Origin of the sequence: Streptantibioticus ferralitis (genome assembly GCF_029223525.1) — a bacterium.
In the GTDB taxonomy this organism is placed as follows: domain Bacteria; phylum Actinomycetota; class Actinomycetes; order Streptomycetales; family Streptomycetaceae; genus Streptantibioticus_A; species Streptantibioticus_A ferralitis.
Genome location: NZ_JARHTQ010000034.1, coordinates 21,950 through 37,195 on the forward strand (window position 1 = coordinate 21,950; position 15,246 = coordinate 37,195).

Annotated in this window: 16 protein-coding genes; 12 read left to right on the plus strand and 4 right to left on the minus strand. The window is 69.1% G+C overall.

Annotated elements, in window-relative coordinates; genetic code table 11:
- Positions 1 to 65: 65 nt before the first annotated feature.
- The 3 genes from P2L57_RS33360 to P2L57_RS33370 are packed head-to-tail and all read right to left on the minus strand — an operon-like array spanning position 66 to position 3,498.
- Positions 66 to 392: a hypothetical protein gene (locus P2L57_RS33360; RefSeq protein WP_275821021.1), complete on the minus strand. Its 327-nt coding sequence runs from the start codon at positions 390 to 392 to the stop codon at positions 66 to 68.
- Positions 389 to 2,368, minus strand: a complete 1,980-nt coding sequence (locus P2L57_RS33365; protein WP_275821022.1) for a CHAT domain-containing protein — start codon at positions 2,366 to 2,368, stop codon at positions 389 to 391. Before P2L57_RS33365 ends, P2L57_RS33360 begins: the two co-directional genes overlap by 4 nt.
- A gap of 47 nt (positions 2,369 to 2,415) precedes the next feature.
- Positions 2,416 to 3,498, minus strand: coding sequence for an integrase core domain-containing protein (locus tag P2L57_RS33370; RefSeq protein WP_275821024.1), 1,083 nt, complete (start codon positions 3,496 to 3,498; stop codon positions 2,416 to 2,418).
- A gap of 112 nt (positions 3,499 to 3,610) precedes the next feature.
- Between P2L57_RS33370 and P2L57_RS33375 the strand changes: the two genes are divergently transcribed.
- From P2L57_RS33375 to P2L57_RS33385, 3 genes are read left to right on the plus strand one after another with little or no spacing between them, the layout of a single operon-like run.
- Entirely contained in the window at positions 3,611 to 3,787 is a 177-nt protein-coding gene (locus P2L57_RS33375; RefSeq protein ID WP_275821026.1) for a hypothetical protein, read from the plus strand.
- Between the two features lie 42 nt (positions 3,788 to 3,829).
- Complete coding sequence (locus P2L57_RS33380) at positions 3,830 to 3,976, plus strand: hypothetical protein (RefSeq protein WP_275821028.1); 147 nt, start codon at positions 3,830 to 3,832, stop codon at positions 3,974 to 3,976.
- Positions 3,977 to 3,997: 21 nt separating this feature from the next.
- A complete protein-coding gene (locus tag P2L57_RS33385; RefSeq protein WP_275821030.1) occupies positions 3,998 to 4,294 on the plus strand; it encodes a hypothetical protein in 297 nt (98 codons plus the stop codon).
- A gap of 82 nt (positions 4,295 to 4,376) precedes the next feature.
- Here P2L57_RS33385 and P2L57_RS33390 read toward each other — a convergent pair whose 3' ends face one another.
- The gene (locus tag P2L57_RS33390; protein WP_275821032.1) at positions 4,377 to 4,634 is read right to left on the minus strand and encodes a DUF1003 domain-containing protein; all 258 of its coding nucleotides are present in this window, start codon (positions 4,632 to 4,634) and stop codon (positions 4,377 to 4,379) included.
- A 703-nt stretch (positions 4,635 to 5,337) separates the two neighbouring features.
- Between P2L57_RS33390 and P2L57_RS33395 the strand changes: the two genes are divergently transcribed.
- The 9 genes from P2L57_RS33395 (at position 5,338) to P2L57_RS33435 (ending at position 15,198) form a co-directional block, all read left to right on the plus strand.
- Entirely contained in the window at positions 5,338 to 5,970 is a 633-nt protein-coding gene (locus P2L57_RS33395) for a DUF6875 domain-containing protein (protein WP_275821034.1), read from the plus strand.
- A gap of 33 nt (positions 5,971 to 6,003) precedes the next feature.
- Positions 6,004 to 6,882 carry an alpha/beta hydrolase gene (locus tag P2L57_RS33400; RefSeq protein ID WP_275821036.1) on the plus strand — a complete coding sequence of 293 codons (879 nt, stop codon included), beginning with the start codon at positions 6,004 to 6,006 and terminating at the stop codon, positions 6,880 to 6,882.
- The gene (locus P2L57_RS33405; RefSeq protein WP_275821038.1) at positions 6,879 to 7,760 is read left to right on the plus strand and encodes a tryptophan 2,3-dioxygenase; all 882 of its coding nucleotides are present in this window, start codon (positions 6,879 to 6,881) and stop codon (positions 7,758 to 7,760) included. The genes P2L57_RS33400 and P2L57_RS33405 overlap by 4 nt, the downstream gene beginning before the upstream one ends.
- Before the next feature lie 54 nt (positions 7,761 to 7,814).
- Positions 7,815 to 9,077 (plus strand): kynureninase, encoded by a 1,263-nt coding sequence (gene kynU, locus P2L57_RS33410; protein ID WP_275821040.1) that lies wholly within the window; start codon positions 7,815 to 7,817, stop codon positions 9,075 to 9,077.
- Positions 9,078 to 9,121: 44 nt separating this feature from the next.
- The gene (locus P2L57_RS33415) at positions 9,122 to 10,162 is read left to right on the plus strand and encodes a methyltransferase (protein ID WP_275821042.1); all 1,041 of its coding nucleotides are present in this window, start codon (positions 9,122 to 9,124) and stop codon (positions 10,160 to 10,162) included.
- Between the two features lie 300 nt (positions 10,163 to 10,462).
- Complete coding sequence (locus tag P2L57_RS33420) at positions 10,463 to 12,064, plus strand: AMP-binding protein (RefSeq protein ID WP_275821044.1); 1,602 nt, start codon at positions 10,463 to 10,465, stop codon at positions 12,062 to 12,064.
- Entirely contained in the window at positions 12,064 to 13,086 is a 1,023-nt protein-coding gene (locus P2L57_RS33425) for a hypothetical protein (RefSeq protein ID WP_275821046.1), read from the plus strand. The genes P2L57_RS33420 and P2L57_RS33425 overlap by 1 nt, the downstream gene beginning before the upstream one ends.
- Positions 13,073 to 13,339 (plus strand): hypothetical protein, encoded by a 267-nt coding sequence (locus tag P2L57_RS33430; RefSeq protein ID WP_275821048.1) that lies wholly within the window; start codon positions 13,073 to 13,075, stop codon positions 13,337 to 13,339. The genes P2L57_RS33425 and P2L57_RS33430 overlap by 14 nt, the downstream gene beginning before the upstream one ends.
- A gap of 5 nt (positions 13,340 to 13,344) precedes the next feature.
- Positions 13,345 to 15,198: a class I adenylate-forming enzyme family protein gene (locus P2L57_RS33435; protein WP_275821050.1), complete on the plus strand. Its 1,854-nt coding sequence runs from the start codon at positions 13,345 to 13,347 to the stop codon at positions 15,196 to 15,198.
- The last annotated feature ends 48 nt before the right edge of the window (positions 15,199 to 15,246 follow it).

Consider the following 15,246-nt stretch of genomic DNA (forward strand, 5'->3'; position numbering starts at 1 on the left):
CGGTCCGTGCCCTGGGGCGCGGGGTCGATGACAGCATCCGCTCATTTTGGTCTGCGGAGCGATGGTCAGGCCAGCGCTTCGTTCAGCCGTTTTCGCTGGTCATTGGTTAGGTCTTGGATGGGGATCCGCTTTCCGTCCATCTCGATCTCGATATCCTTTGCCTTGTCGCGGCGCGTCTGGAGAAAGTCGATGAGCCTCTGCGTCAGATCGATGGCGGCGCTGGTGAGTTGGATGATCGCCATGACTTCGGCGAGCCCGATCTGGGGCTGTTCTACCTCGACGAGGAGGGGTTCCGCGCCACCGGTGTCGCGAAGGTATGCCTCCAGCTCGGCGGCGGTGCCGGACGGGTCGGTGCCGGACTCGGGAATGCAGTGAATGACGATCTCGGTCATGGGATAACTCCCTGATTGGGTTCGCCTACGCCGGTCAACGTGAGAGATGCCCAGAAGTACGGCCAGCGTTCCTTGACGTTCGCCGTGTCGAGGAACCGTCGTTGTGCCTGGGTGAGCGCGACCTCGGGCAGAGCGCCCTGTGCAAGGTTGCGATGGAACTCGACGACTAGGCGGGAGACGGTTGCCTCGTCGGCTGGCCAGATCGGCGCGAGTATGTTGCGGCACCGCGCCTGCAGAAAGGCGGCGGGTAGCCCGAACAACTCGTCACCCGGCTGTTCGGCCATGCCTCGGCCGCGGATGGCGAGCTGCCCTGAGTCGCAGGCGGTCAGTACGACGACGTCACAGCCCAGATCGGCGGTTGCGATGTCGTAGCCGTCCACTTGGCCTTCAGCAAGATCGAGCATCGATTCCATGGGCGCGTTCTTGGAGATCTCGTCGTCGACGCTGTGCCCGTGTCCGGCGAAGTGCAGGCACCAAGCGCCGTTGATCGTCCCGTCGTGCAGCGCGCTGACCAGCGTGGCTCGCGTGGGTTCGGGCATCGCAGTGGCGGGAACGCCGGCCGACCTGTGGGCCTCGACCATCTGCTCCGTCGCATCTCGGGCCACAAGCAGGGGTTCGAGCGCTGCTTCCCGGCCGGGGAACTCGCTGACCGCGACTCCCACGGACCTGTGCGCGGGATAGAAGGCGTGAGGGAGGAGAAGGCTGGTCAGGTTGGGGATCCGGCGGAGCGTGAAGGTCTGTACGAGCAGTCGGCCCTGGTAGGGCATGGCCGCGAACGGATACCAGTGCAGCAGCCGGTGCGGAGAGATCAGCAGACGCTTCTTCCCCTCCAGGAGGGGAAGACCTGTGACGGGCGTCAGAAGCGGAGCGAGTGGCTGGATGTAGAAGGTATCGAGCTCGCGCAGGGATCCCTTGAGACGGCTGATCGTGTCGATGAGCTCCTCGAGTTTGGTTCGTTCCTCGCTCTTGAAGACGGTGCGATCCTCTGCGATATCGCCTGACGTGATGGTCGTTGTCAACAGCACGTCGGGTCTGAGCCAGTAGTAGTAGAGGACGGCGTCTTGGGGCCCGAGCAGTCGCTGGACGGCGTCGAGGGTCACGGCCGGTGTTTCGGCCTTGGGGTCGCGCAGCGCGATGGCCCGCTGGTCCCACAACTCCAGGCGGTGAGCGCGTCGGGCATCTCTGTCAGCCGCGGGTCGCGGCCCGTTGATGGCATCGCCGAGCTCGGCCAGCTCACGATCGAAATGTTCGGTGCTCTCCGACGCGGAAGTGAAGAGTAGTCGTATGGATGCACGCGCCTTCGACAGCTCCATCCGGGAGAGCATGGCGTCGTGATCGCCTAGCCTCCACGCGCTGAACACTGCGGCGGTGAACACATCAACGTGCGGGGCGAGGTACGCGGCCTGCTGGAAGGGCGCGTTCACCCGGTACCGGTCACGCTCGATGAGAGCGATCGCCCGTTCACAGGCGTGGGAGGTCGCTGCCCAGTCCTGCAGCATGATCTGCACCTTCGCCAGCGACGTCATGGCGATGATGGCCACGTCCGCGCTCCTCTTGCCCGACAGGCTCGTGGCCAGGCCGTACGCCTCCTCAAGCAAGGGCACCGCCTCGGCGAGCTGCCCTGCGGCGACGTGAACACCCGCCCCGGCATTCAGTGTCTGCGCCAAGACCAGCGGGCGGCGAAGCTCGCGGGCGTGGTCCAGGCACTGATCCACCCGCAGCAGCCAGTCCCTGGTCTCCTCAGCGTCCTGGGCGATCTCGGGTCCCACCGAGAGAAACTCGTCGACTTCCCGCATGACCTCCATGAACTCGCGAGCCTCGGCACCGCCATCGATGGTGTCCGCGTGCCTGTCCTCGCCTAGTCGCTCGCGCAGCCGAGCTTGCACTGACTCGACATGCAGTGGGATCTCTTGGACGATCTCGGTAAGCCGTGCGAGATCGGCCTCCGCGTAGGTCGCCCCGGGGTCCAGCATCATCCGCAGCGCGGCGACCCTGCGGGTGCCGAATATTACGTCCGCGCAGATCAGGCCGCATGAGCGTACTCGTGGAGGAGGCCGCCGAGTCGATCACGTCGATGGACGTCGAGGCGGTCCGGATCGGTCATCGGTTCGGGAATTGGCCGGAGGGGCGCCGCGTTGTGAAGCGTGCGGTGTGGCCGATGCTGGTTGTAGAACGACTCGAACTCGCCGAGCGCGTGGAGCAGATGGGCCTGGTTCCAGATCAAGGTGCGGTCGAGGAGCTCATGTCTGCAGGTCTGCACCCAACGTTCCATGATCGAGTTCATGCGGGGAACGCGGATGCCGGTGGTGACGATCTCGATGTCCTCGGCGGCGAAGACAGCATCGAATGCGCAGGTGTATTTGCTGTCGCGGTCCCTGATCAGGTAGGTGACTGTGGCTCCGGCGTCCTGGAGGTCCGTTACGAGGTTCCGGGCGGCCTGGGTGACCCAGGCCGCGGTGGGATGAGCCGTCGCGCCCAGGATGCGGACCCGGCGGTTGGCGTGCTCGATGACGGCGAAGACGTACAGTGTCGCCCCATTGAGCGTGGTGGCGGTGAAGAAGTCACAGGCCAAGATCGCGTGGGCCTGACTGCGAAGGAAGGCGGCCCAGGTCTGGTGGTCGCGTTCGGGCGCGGGCTCGATCCCATGCGCCCGAAGGATCTCCCATACGGTGGATGGTGCGACCTTGATGCCGAGGGCGGCGAGTTCGCCGTGGATGCGCCGGTAGCCCCAGCTTGCGTTCTCGTGGGCCAGACGCAGGACGAGAGCCTGGATGGCGCGGCGGGTCGCCGGTCTGCCGGGCCGCTTGTGGCGGGAGGCGTTGGCGTGGCGGCGGCGCATGAGATCGCGGTGCCACCTCAGGATCGTCTCGGGCGAGACGATCAGGTGCAGCTGCCGCAGCCTGGGCCTGGGGAGCCGGTGCAGGAGCTCGGCAAGGAAAGCGCGGTCCGCCGGGGCCACCCGGGGCCTGTCGATCTGGCGCTGTAGCACGGCCAACTGGTGGCGCAGCGTCAATATCTCGATCCTCTTGTCCACATCGCTCATCGGCAGCAGCCGCATGAAGGCGAACACGCTCGACACGGCGAGGTAGGCCAGTCGCAACAGCACGATCCAGCAGCCTGCCACGCCCACACGGCGACCATCGGCCGTTCGCAAGAACCTGCACGTCACAGGCCATGGATGGGGTTTCCGGCACCCGCAGGGGCAGTCACCGGCCGGCGTGGTCCTGCTCGACTCCCACGCCGGCGTGCTGCGCCCGGACGACGCGCGGGGGCTGGCCCTGATCGCCGCCGGTACCGCCCTGCCGGACGACGTCGTGGACCAGTTCGACGACTCGTTGATGATCGCGGGAGGTGGCTACGCTCGGGTGCTGGAGAGCTGGCGCCCCGAACCTTGACCAGTCCCCACGCTGCTGGTCCGCGGCCGGCCGACTGCTCAGATGCGACGGATCGACCCCGACCGGGACTGGCAGCCGCACTGGCCGCTGCCGCACGACACCGCCGACATCCCCGGCCACCACTACTCCCTCGTCCACCACGACGCCGACACCACGGCCGCGGCGATCCGCGCCTGGCTGACCAGGTGAGATGAGGACAGGAGTTCCTGGATGAACCCGGACTACGACTCAATCGTCGTGGGCGGCGGGCCGACCGTGTGGGTGCCGATAAGTACGTCCGAGCACGTCGGACGGTCACGTGCGCCTGTGGGGCACGGGCGTGAGAGTTGGTCGTGGGACGGCGTCGCGAGCGGCGTGCGGCAGCAGGTGACCGTAGATGTTGATCGTGGTCGCCAGTGTGGAGTGCCGCAAGGTCTTGGACGCCACCGCCAGCGGCACCTGCGAACCGATGGCAACGAGGCCAAGTACGAGGACGGCAACGGCTATAACCGGTGGATGTACGGCTGATCGGATATCACGTGGACCGACTCCAACCTCATGTCGGGGATCGGAGGCTGGGGGCGTGCACGGATGCTGTGTCGTGGCCTGGTTATTGGCCGAGCGTTGAGGCCTGCTGGCTCGTCTCGCCCGTGAGCTGTTCGTTTATTTTTGCGATCTGCTGGTGCAGTGCTTCGTGTTGTGCTGAGAGCGCCTCGAAGTTGGAAGTGAGTCGTTCGAGCAGTTCCTTGGCCTGGACGTCGGTGTCGAAGTCGTGTTGGGCGAGTTCGCTGGAGATCTGGTCGCTGCGTTTGGCTGCGATGAGGAGGATTGCCCCTTGCAGGGCCGCGAGACAGGAGAATCCCATCACGAGGTCTCCGAACTCTCCCCGGCCCGCACCTCCGGTGATGCGCGTCCGGGGCTACTGGACCCGAGGTCCGCGCTGAGCCCACCGGACCGCGGGATGGGTGGCCGCGATGATACCACATACCCTTCGGCCGGCCCGCAGCGCCCGAGGTCCGGGCCCGCCAGCAGTTCACCCGGCGGCAGTGGCCTGCTGGTCCCGAAGCGGCGCCGCCGAGCCCCAACCACCGGCCCCAGCTGGGCCGTTGCGGAGGGCGCTGCCTGAGGCAGGTGACGGTTCGCACGCCTGCAGGGCGAGAAGGCCCGCCCCCGAGAGCACAGCGGGCGGGCTTCTGGTTCCGACCGCATCCGGCCACGGCGGCGATCTGTCCTGCCGCGGTCACCCAACACGGACTTGATGGGCCGAGGTTGATGCTTGACCACTCTTTGGTCGCACTCCCCGAAGCTCCTGCCATGGATTCCGGGGGCCTGTCGCTGTCGGCTCTGCGCTGGCGGAGGGGTTCTGGTACCGCGTTGCCCAGACGGTGATGTGGCGCCCCGTTCCGGCGGGTGCGGCCGTCGTCGTCCTGCTGCTCGTGCTGGAGCGCACCAGGTGCAGACCACCTTGATCAACGACTACCCGGCGCGGGAGACCGATCCGATGGCCCGATCGGCCCCGAGTCACCTCTCATCCGCGTCCTACCAGGACTGACAACCGAGGACTGACAACGATGCTGACTGATGCGCTCTCCGTCGACCTGGAGAAGGCCCTGGAGGCCGTCGACGGTTGGTTGAGCGACTACATCTGCCAACCGCACAGCGAACTCGGACGCCCCGGTCCGGTGTGCCCGTTCGTCGAACCGGCCCAGCGCGCCGGCGCCCTGGAGATCAGGGTCCGGCTGATCGGTCCGACGCCCAGCCAGACCCTGCTCAGCGAGATCGTCCGCTGCGGCCTCCACGAGTTCAGCGAGGCCGACCGGAAGGCCGGCAATCCGAACCTGCGCTCGCTGCTGCTGGTACTGCCCGATCTGCCGCCCGAACACCTGCACTTGCTGGACGAGGCGCACGCGATGCTCAAGCCCGAGGCCGTCCGCCGTGGGCTGATGATCGCCCAGTTCCACGAGAACTGCACCGAGAAGGCGGCCCGCAACCCGGCGTTCGAGGTCAGCTACGCTCCGGTACCGATGATCGCGGTGCGCTCGATGGCGATCCACGACGTGCTGTTTCTGTCGAGCCGGCGGGACTGGTTCGAGGAGTATGCGGGCCAGTTCGGCAACCGCTACCGGACATCGGCGAACGGCGTGGATCCGCTGCTGGCCGAGCTGTACGAGCAGGCCTGCGCCACCTACGGCGTGCGGGGCTGAGCGGATGCGCGGCGTACCGCGCGGAGACGCCCGATGACCGCCACCGCCGTCTACCGGGGCATGGACCAGGCCACGCTCGACCGGCAGTACTCGCCGAGCACGCGGGTCCCCAGCCTCCAGGCCTACCTCGACGCGTACGCGCGGCTGAGCGAGGCCGCCCGGCGCCGCTACCCGGTGCGGGCCGGACTGGCGTACGGTCCGCGCCCGGCGGAGCGGCTCGACTACTTCCCCGGGGCGGGCTCGGGCCGCCCGCCGCTGCTGGTGTTCGTGCACGGCGGGAACTGGCAGGCGCTGGGCCGTGCCGAATCGGCCTTCGCGGTCCCGCCGTTGCTGGCCGCGGGCGCGGCGGTCGCGGTGGTCGAGTACGGGCTGGCACCGGACACCCCGCTGGACTCGATGGCCGGTTCGGTCCGCCGGAGTGTGGACTGGCTGCTGCGGCGCGCGGACGAACTCGGATTCGCCCCGGGCCGACTGCACTTGTGCGGCACCTCGGCCGGGGCGCACCTGGCCGCGATGGCGCTGCTGCCCGGGCCGGCGGACGGCCCGGATGTGTCGGGGCGGATCGCCGGGGCGGTGCTGCTGAGCGGGATGTACGACCTGGAGCCGGTCCGGTTGTCGTACGTCAACGAGACGCTGCGGATGGGCGAGGCCGGGGCGCGGCGCAACAGCCCGCTGCACCACCTGCCGGCGCGGCTGCCCGAGCTGGTGCTGGCCCGCGGCGGCAACGAGACCGAGGAGTACGTCCGCCAGCACGAGCGGATGGTGGCGGCGGTGCGCCCGCGGGCCCCGGTGACGGAGGTCGTCGCCGAACGGCGCAACCACTTCGACCTCCCCTATGACCTGGGGGTTCGGGGCACCGAGCTGGGCGACGCCGTCCTCACGCAGATGCGACGAAGGAGGAAGACCACATGAACGTCGAACCCACCCCCGGGTGTCCGTTCTTTGCCGACGGGCCGAGCCAACCAGGCAATGCGACTGACAATCAGCTTCAGGCTGAGCTCCCGCAGGGCCCCACCCCCTACGTGCAGTACGCGCGGATGGACGCGTTGCTGGCGCTCCAGCATCCGCTGAGCACCGCGGACACCGAGCCGGGCTTCATCATCATGAGCCAGGTGAAGGAGCTGCTGTTCAAGCTGCTGCATACCGAACTCACCACCATCCGCGATCAGTTGCACAAGGACCAGCTCGACGACGCGCTGTGGACGCTGCGTCGGTCGGTCCGGGTGCAGCAGGTGTTGCTGGTGTGCTGGGAAACCTTCTCCGTCCTTTCGCCGGTGGAGTTCGCCGAGTTCCGAGACTTCTTTGGTGCCGCCTCCGGCTTCCAGTCGGTGAGCTACCGGAGGCTGGAATTCCTGCTCGGCAACAAGAACCCGGCGATGGTGGAGCCGCACCGCAACTCCCCGGCGTACCAGGAGGTACTGGCCCAGCTGCACGAGCCGAGCTTGTACGACGAGGCGCTCGGGCTGCTGACCCGCCGCGGGCTGCTGGCGCCGCACGACGCCCCGACGGGCGACCCCACACAGCCATACCGGGCCGGCGCCGAGGTTGAGGCGGCCTGGCGGGCGGTCTACCGGGACCCGATCCGCCACCGCGACCTCCATCTGCTCGCAGAGGCGCTGATGGACACCGCGGACCAGTTCGCCCGCTGGCGCTACACCCACCTGGTGACCGTACAGCGGATTCTGGGCGCCAAGCCGGGCACCGGCGGCACGTCGGGTGTGCCCTGGCTCGCCGCGATCAGCGAGCACCGCTTCTTCCCCGAGCTGTGGTCGGCGCGATCAGCGCTCTGACGATCAGCGCGTTACACGATCCAAGCCAGGCGACACGAGAGAGAAAGGGGACCGATGGAGCGCGGGACCTCGCGCACGGTGGCCGAGAAGCTGGACGCGGCCGATCCGCTGGCCGGGTTCCGGGACCGGTTCGTCATCACCGACCCGGAACTGATCTACCTGGACGGCAACTCGCTGGGCCGGCTGCCCGCCGCCACACCCGACCATCTGCGCGAGGTGGTCGAGGGAGGCTGGGGCGGCGGGCTGGTGCGGTCGTGGCAGAACTGGATCGACTGGGGCAGCCGGCTCGGCGCCCGGCTCGCGGACCACGTACTGGGCGCGCGGGCCGGTGAGGTCGTGGTCTGCGACTCGACCTCGATAAACCTGTACAAGCTGGCCGCCGCAGCCCTGGACGCCGCTCCGCGACGCAGCACCGTCCTGATCGACGCCGAGGACTTCCCGACCAACCGCTACATCCTGCAGGGGCTGGCCGCGCAGCGCGGCCTGCGCCTGCACCAACTGACCTCCGACCTCGATGACGGCTTGCAAGGGGAACAGCTGCGCTCTGCCCTCGATCAGGATGTGGCGCTGGTGGTACTTTCGCTGGTTTCGTATCGCAGCGGTGCGCTGCTGGACATGGCGGCGGTGAACGAACTGGCCCGCGCGGTCGGCGCCCGCGTGCTGTGGGACCTGTCGCACGCTGCCGGGGCTGTCCCGGTCGAGCTCGCCGCGACCGGCGCGGAGCTCGCGGTCGGCTGCACCTACAAGTACCTCAACGGCGGCCCAGGTTCGCCCGCCTACCTCTATGTGCGCAGGGAGCTGCAGGCGCAGCTGCGGCAGCCGGTCTGGGGCTGGTTCGGGCAGCGCGAGCAGTTCCAGATGGGCGCAGAGTACGATCCGGTGCCGTCGATCGAGCGCTTCCTGGTGAGCACGCCGCCGCTGCTGTCGCTGGCGGCGATCGACCCGGCGCTCGCCCTTGTAGAAGAGGCCGGTGTCGAACGGATCCGGGCCAAGGGGCTGCTCCTGGGCAGGCTGGTGACCGACCTGGCGGACGATTGGCTGGGCCCGCTGGGGTTCAGGTCGGCCTCGCCCCACCTGCCCGAGCGGCGCGGTTCGCATGTGTCGCTGTACCACCCCGACGCCTGGCGGATCTGCCAAGCGCTCGCCACGGAGGCGAAGGTCGTCTGCGACTACCGCGTACCGGACCGGCTGCGGATCGGCCCGTCCCCGCTGTACACCCGGTTCACCGAGGTCTGGGACGCCATGGACCGCCTGCGCGAGGTCGCCACCCGGCGCAACTACGTGTCCCGCCCGGCCGATCTGACCCGCGTCACCTGACCACTGCTCGCGCCTTTCCCACCCACACCCCATACGGAGCACCGATGGCAGACGTTCCCCCGCTCAGCACCGATGGCCTGGTCCAGATCCTGTTCGGTTCCTCGGCCTTCCAGATGCTCAACGCCGGTTGCAACCTTGGTTTGTTCGCACTGCTTGACCGGCAGCCCGACCTGACCCCGGAGGAGATCGGCCGAGAGCTCGGCCTGGAAGCGCGCCCGGTGCAGGTCCTGCTTCTCGGCACCACCGCGCTGCGCCTGACCGCCCGTCATTCCGGGCGCTACCGCAACGCCGAGCTGCTGACCGGCATGTTCGCGGATGGAACCTGGGAGATCATGGAGGATCTGGTCGCATACGAGGAGCAGATCGTCCGCCCCGCCGAAGTGGACTTCACCGAGTCGCTGCGCGCCAACACCAACGTCGGCCTACGCCGGATCAAGGGCACCGGCACTGATCTGTACCACCGGCTGTCCGCGGACCCGGACCTGGAGCAGCTGTTCTACCGGTGCATGCGGTCGTGGTCCCGGCTGTCCAACCCGATCCTGGTCGAGAAGGCCGACCTGACCGCGGTGCGCCGGGTGCTCGATGTCGGCGGCGGCGACGGCGTGAACGCGATTGCCCTCGCGCAGGCCGACCCCGGGGCCGAGTTCACGATTCTCGACCTCCCCGGGACAGTGGAGATCGCGCGTCGCAAGATCGCCGAGCAGGGCCTGGCCGACCGGATCACCGTCCAGGCCGCCGACATCTTCGCCGACACCTACCCGTCCGGGCACGACTGCGTGCTGTTCGCCAACCAGCTGGTGATCTGGTCGCCGGAGGAGAACCTGGCCCTGCTCCGCAAGGCCCACCAAGCGCTGCCGGACGGCGGCCGGGTAGTGGTGTTCAATGCCATGTCCGACGACAGCGGGGAGGGCCCGCTGTACGCGGCCCTGGACAACGTCTACTTCGCGACCCTGCCCGCCGCGAGCAGCACCATCTACCGCTGGGGGCAGTACGAGGAGTGGTTTGCCGCTGCCGGGTTCGCCAAGGTCGAGCGGCTGCCGGGCGGCCGGTGGACCCCCCACGGCGTGATCAGCGCAGTCAAATGAGCGGTGGACGGCCAGGGCCGCCACGACCGCGCCCGTCGCCAAGCGGTCCGGAATCGGCCCTCCGTGTGATCAACGTGCGGGGCAAGCCACGTTCCACGAGCTGACCGCGTCCGGCTACGGCTTCCGCCGCCCCCGCAGCGGCGCGCCAATACGGGCCTGGCGAACCGAGGTTGATGCTTGACCGCTTTTTGGTCGCGTTCCCCGAAGCTCCTGCCCTGCTGCTGGCCGCCGCAGCCGCCTGACCGCACCGGCCGCTCCCCGTTCCCTCTTCCGGCTTCCTTGCGACTTTGGAGTCAAACCATGTGGAAAGCGCCTTGGCGCAGAGCCCGCGACTTCCAGCTCGGCGACATGTTCACCCATGAGGCCATACGCAATCCGGAGTTGCTCCTCCGGCTGACCCGGCCGATGGCCCTCAGCCCCTCGCTCGGCACACGGGTGCGGCTGCGCGACATCGCCCGCCTGGTGGAAGAGGCTACACAGTGGCTCAGGTCCGGTGGTGTCCGGCCCGGCGACCGCGTGGCCATCGTCAAGACGCAGTCGCTGGACGTCAGCATCCTGCAGCAGGCCGTGGCCGGGATCGGCGCCACCGCCGCCATGCTGTGGCCCTACACCGATCCGAAGACCCTCCGTGCACTGCTGACCCGCCTGGACCGCCCCTTCCTCGTCACCGACGGTCTGGTGCGGGACACCTCCCTCGCCGGCGTGGAACTACCCGAGCTGACCCGCGCGGTGTTCACCGTGCTCGGTGACCGGCAGGTCGACGTCGAACAGCACTCACCCGCGGCACCGGACCGGCCACTGCAGCTACCGCCGGGAGTCGTGCTGATCGCCCACAGCTCGGGCACGACCGGGGTGCCCAAGCTGATGGCGTTCGACAACCCGGGCATCGGGGCGCACACCGAACTGCAGGTACAGGTCGCCAACTTGCTGCGGATGCGTGGTCCGGTGGCCTTCTGCCTGTCCTACTTCCACGCCCGCATGCCCTCGGCACTGGGCACCGCACTGCGCCGGAACGCCGAGATACTGCTGCTGGACGACCCGGACCCGTTGGCGGCCGCGGAGCTGATGGGCCAGGTGCGTCCCAACGTCGTCGAGACCTTCCCCAATGTCTTCGTGGAGTGGGAACGCCTCGCCGACCATCCCGGCACGCCCTTCGCGGCCGTGCAGTACTTCATCAACACCTTCGACGCCATCCACCCGCGCACCGTCGAGCGCCTGCTGAACGCCTCGCAGCGCCACCACCCACGCTATCTCCAGGCGTACGGAACCACCGAGACCGGACCGCTGTCGATCCGGGTCCACACCCGGCGCGGTATCGGCACGGCCGACGCCCGCTGCGTCGGCTACCCGATCCCCGGTTTCAGCCGCAACCGGCTCGCCGCCCGCCCCGGCACCGAGGACGCGGACAACCGCCGCGGCGAGATCATCGTCCGGGTCCGCGGCGCCGCCCTGACCTACCTCGACGAACCCGTCAGAAGGGCTCCCGGCTCGGCACGGAACTGGTGGAGCACTGGTGACCTCGGGCAGCGCGGCCGATGGGGATGCCTGCATCTGCTGGACCGCATCGTGGATGAAACCCCCGAACTCGGCAGCAACCTGGCGTACGAAGACCTGCTGATGCAACGGCTGCCGAACCTCAACGAGGTGCTGTTCCTGCCGTCGCCGTCCGGCGGACCCCCGCTCCCGGTGGTGTGCACCGTGGGGGACCAGCCGCTGGACGCCGCGGCCTGGGCCGAGGCCGTCGCGGGCCTGCCGCCGTTCGCGGATCCGCTGCATGTGCGATGGAATTCCGTGCCGCGCGGCTCCACCTGGAAGGTACGGCGACTGGAGCTGCGGCGACGGCTGGCCGCCGGCGAGGTCGAACGGCTCGCCTTCAACGCACCTGGAACCGGGGGCCGTTGATGACTCGCCCAGCCGCGGCCGACCGGGCACGCCGCGTGCGTACCGACGTCTGGCTGGCCGCCCTCGACGAGGTGGTGCTGACCCCGGAGGCGTACCGCGAGCGGACGATGACCCGGCAGCAGGCACTCAACTGGCTCTTCTGCCCACCTGAGACCTTCGCAGCGCTCACCGCCGCCGGCCTGCCGGAAGTGGGACGGGCGCCGGACACCTCAGAGCCGCTGTACGACTTCCATGATGTGGTCAACGTGGGCATCGTCGCGGGCGAAGGCACCACCACCGGGGAACTCAGTGAACGCGCCCTGCTGCGCTACGCCGCATCCGCCCCGCAGACCTGGGTGGCTCCCCGGCAGTGGTCGGTCGAGCTGTCCTACACCTGCAGCCACCAGGACCGCTGCACGCAGGGTGCCTGGGAGGTGGCCGACCCCGCTCTGGAGGAGTTCGACGGACAACTCCACGCGCTGAGCGTGATGCGGTCCGCAGCCGGCAGCGCCATCGCCGTCCAGGTCCGGTGCACCGTTCAGGGCAGCCGCCGGGACGTCGTCGCGCCCGAGATCCGCGAGGTCTACCGGCAGGCACTGGCGGACTTCCGCAGCGGACGGCGCCGCTACCAGTGGATGCCTGCGCCGCTGCGCCACGACCCGGCGCGGGCCAAGGCACTCGGTCTCGCGGACTGCCTGGTCACCAGCGGGGAACTGGCCGCGGACCTGGCGGCCGCCGGATACACCACGCGGACCCGTACCGTCAGCGCGCTCGGCCTGGCCGGAATCGACCATGCGTGGGCCGAGGTGATGGACACCGACGGCCAGTGGAAGTTCCTCGACCCGGTGTTCGCCCACCTCGCCCTGCGCCGGCCCGGTACCCGGCCGGAATACGAGGAGTTCTGCCTCGGCTCGTCCAGCAACCGGCTGCTGCCCTGGGCCGCCGCGGCGACCGACGGGGTGGTCCGGCACCACTGCGCACATCCGACGTCGATCATCACCACGACCATCACCACGGGAGCGCCGCACGATGCCCGTACCTGACGCACGTAGCCTCCTCGCCCAAGTGATCCCGGGCGCCCTGGCCGAACAGATTCCGCCGGACGCCCGGCTGCGGTCCGTCGGCGTGGGCTCCGGCGAGCTGATCCGGCTGTCCCTGCTGGTCGAGGAGGCATGCCAGGCCGAGTTGACCGAGGAGCAGATCGACGGCCTGCACACCCTCGACGACATCGACCGACTGCTCACCGGATGCCGCAACGCCCCGGCACGGGCGGCATCCGGTGGAGAGGAGAGCTGAACACCATGTGGCTGGGACAAGTGGTATGCGACGGTGCGCGCGCCTTCCCCGACCGGGTGGCGGCCAGGGACGCCGCTCGCAGCGTGAACTTCGCGGAGCTGGAGCAGCGGTCCGCGTCCCTCGCCGGGGTCCTGCGCGCCCTCGGGGTCGAACGCGGCGGACGTGTCGCGGTGTGCTCGGCCAACCGCGTGGAGGTGCTGGAGGCGTACTTCGCGCTGGCACGGCTCGGTGCCGCGTTCGTCCCGCTGAACCCGAACGGAGTGCCGGGTGACCTGAGGGCGATGGCGGCTTCGGCCGGAGCGCGGATCGTCATGGGGGAGGCCGAGACGCTCACCCGGATCGGCGCGCAGGAATCCCGCTTCGAGACGGTCGCCCTGGACGGGCCCTGGTTCGCCGAGGCCGCCACCGGCCCCCGGCCCGCGGATCTGCCGGACGTGGAGATGGCGGAACTCGCCGCCGTCTTCCACACCTCGGCCACCACTGGCATACCGAAGGCCGTCGGCATCGACCACCGGCATCTGTTCACCGCCGCCATGGGGGTGCACTCAGGAACTCCCGAGGCCGACGACACCGTGGTTCTGGTGTGCAACCCGCTGTACCACGGGTCGATGTTCTTCGCGCTGTCGATGCTCTCCCGGGGCGCGACGCTGGTGCTACGCCGCTCGTTCACCCCCCAGGGCTGCCTGGCGGCGATGGAAAGCGAGCGGGTCACCCACCTGTGGTTGGTCCCGCAGACACTTCGCTTCCTGCTACGTGCCCGGCGCTTGCGCACCGCCGACATCCCGGTGCTGCGCGAAGTGGTCTATGCCGCCGCCCCCATGCCGATGGAGCTGCTCCAGGAGGCGTATGCGCGGCTCGGCTGCGGCTTCCGGCAGTTGTACGGGATGACCGAGGCGCTGCTCATCGCCAGTCTGCGCCCGCAGGACCACGACGTGTGCGACGCCGGGGCAGCGGACCGTATCGTCTCCGTCGGCCGGCCGGTCCCCGGTGTGGCGCTGGAGGTCCGAGACGAGGAGGGGCGGCCGCTGGCCGACGGCCGGGTGGGCGAGATCTGCGTACGCGGTGACTCCGTGATGCACGGCTATCTCGGCAGCCCCGAGGCCACCGGCGAGGTGTTGCCCGACGGCTGGCTGCGCACTGGGGACTTGGGCCGGGTGGACGCCGAGGGCCGCCTGTACCTCGAAGGCCGGCTGAAGGACCTCATCATCCGGGGCGGCCAGAAGATCACGCCGCTGGAAGTGGAGCGGTTCCTGGAACGCCACCCCAGGGTCGCCGAAGCGGCCGTGATCGGTGTCCCGGACCAGGACTGGGGAGAAGTACCCACCGCGTTCGTGGTTCCCGAAGGCGAGGGCCCGCTGGACGGGGACGAGGTGCTGCGCTCCTGCGTCGGAAAGCTCGACGATCACAAGCGCCCGGTCTCGGTCCGCGTCGTAGGGGAACTTCCGCGCAATCCCACCGGAAAGCTACTGCGTCGCGCCCTGCGCGACCTCCTGGAGGCGGCGCCGGCGAATGCCGAGAAGGTAGACGGCCACGGGGAAGAGGTGCCGACGACCGGCAGTGCGACGGCTCGGCGCAGTGAACTCGTCCGTGAGATCGGCGACTTGTTGCGCCAGATATGGCCCGAACACCCCGAGGCGCCGCTCGACCCCGCGGTGCAGCTGCGTAACCTCGGCGTCTCCTCCGGGCAGCAGATCGCCTTCCTCAGCCGCATCGAGGAGACCTACGGAGTCGACTGGAGCGCGCTCGACCCGCCGGTCGGCGCCCTGGGATCCCTCGGTGGCATCGCCGACCTGATCGCCGCAACCCCGGCCGAGCAGCGGACCCGACGGCCGCTTGGCCCGCCTTCGCCCATGTCTTGACCAGCTCTGAGGCGTGGCCGAGGACCATCGGAGCACTGCGACCCCGCG

Excerpts from the sequence above, each read along its gene's own strand:
- P2L57_RS33360 (WP_275821021.1), bottom strand. The coding sequence starts at position 392 with ATGACCGAGATCGTCATTCACTGCATTCCCGAGTCCGGCACCGACCCG.
- P2L57_RS33365 (WP_275821022.1), bottom strand. The coding sequence starts at position 2,368 with ATGATGCTGGACCCCGGGGCGACCTACGCGGAGGCCGATCTCGCACGG.
- P2L57_RS33380 (WP_275821028.1), top strand. The coding sequence starts at position 3,830 with ATGCGACGGATCGACCCCGACCGGGACTGGCAGCCGCACTGGCCGCTG.
- P2L57_RS33385 (WP_275821030.1), top strand. The coding sequence starts at position 3,998 with ATGAACCCGGACTACGACTCAATCGTCGTGGGCGGCGGGCCGACCGTG.
- P2L57_RS33395 (WP_275821034.1), top strand. The coding sequence starts at position 5,338 with ATGCTGACTGATGCGCTCTCCGTCGACCTGGAGAAGGCCCTGGAGGCC.
- P2L57_RS33400 (WP_275821036.1), top strand. The coding sequence starts at position 6,004 with ATGACCGCCACCGCCGTCTACCGGGGCATGGACCAGGCCACGCTCGAC.
- P2L57_RS33405 (WP_275821038.1), top strand. The coding sequence starts at position 6,879 with ATGAACGTCGAACCCACCCCCGGGTGTCCGTTCTTTGCCGACGGGCCG.
- kynU (WP_275821040.1), top strand. The coding sequence starts at position 7,815 with ATGGAGCGCGGGACCTCGCGCACGGTGGCCGAGAAGCTGGACGCGGCC.
- P2L57_RS33415 (WP_275821042.1), top strand. The coding sequence starts at position 9,122 with ATGGCAGACGTTCCCCCGCTCAGCACCGATGGCCTGGTCCAGATCCTG.
- P2L57_RS33420 (WP_275821044.1), top strand. The coding sequence starts at position 10,463 with ATGTGGAAAGCGCCTTGGCGCAGAGCCCGCGACTTCCAGCTCGGCGAC.
- P2L57_RS33425 (WP_275821046.1), top strand. The coding sequence starts at position 12,064 with ATGACTCGCCCAGCCGCGGCCGACCGGGCACGCCGCGTGCGTACCGAC.
- P2L57_RS33430 (WP_275821048.1), top strand. The coding sequence starts at position 13,073 with ATGCCCGTACCTGACGCACGTAGCCTCCTCGCCCAAGTGATCCCGGGC.
- P2L57_RS33435 (WP_275821050.1), top strand. The coding sequence starts at position 13,345 with ATGTGGCTGGGACAAGTGGTATGCGACGGTGCGCGCGCCTTCCCCGAC.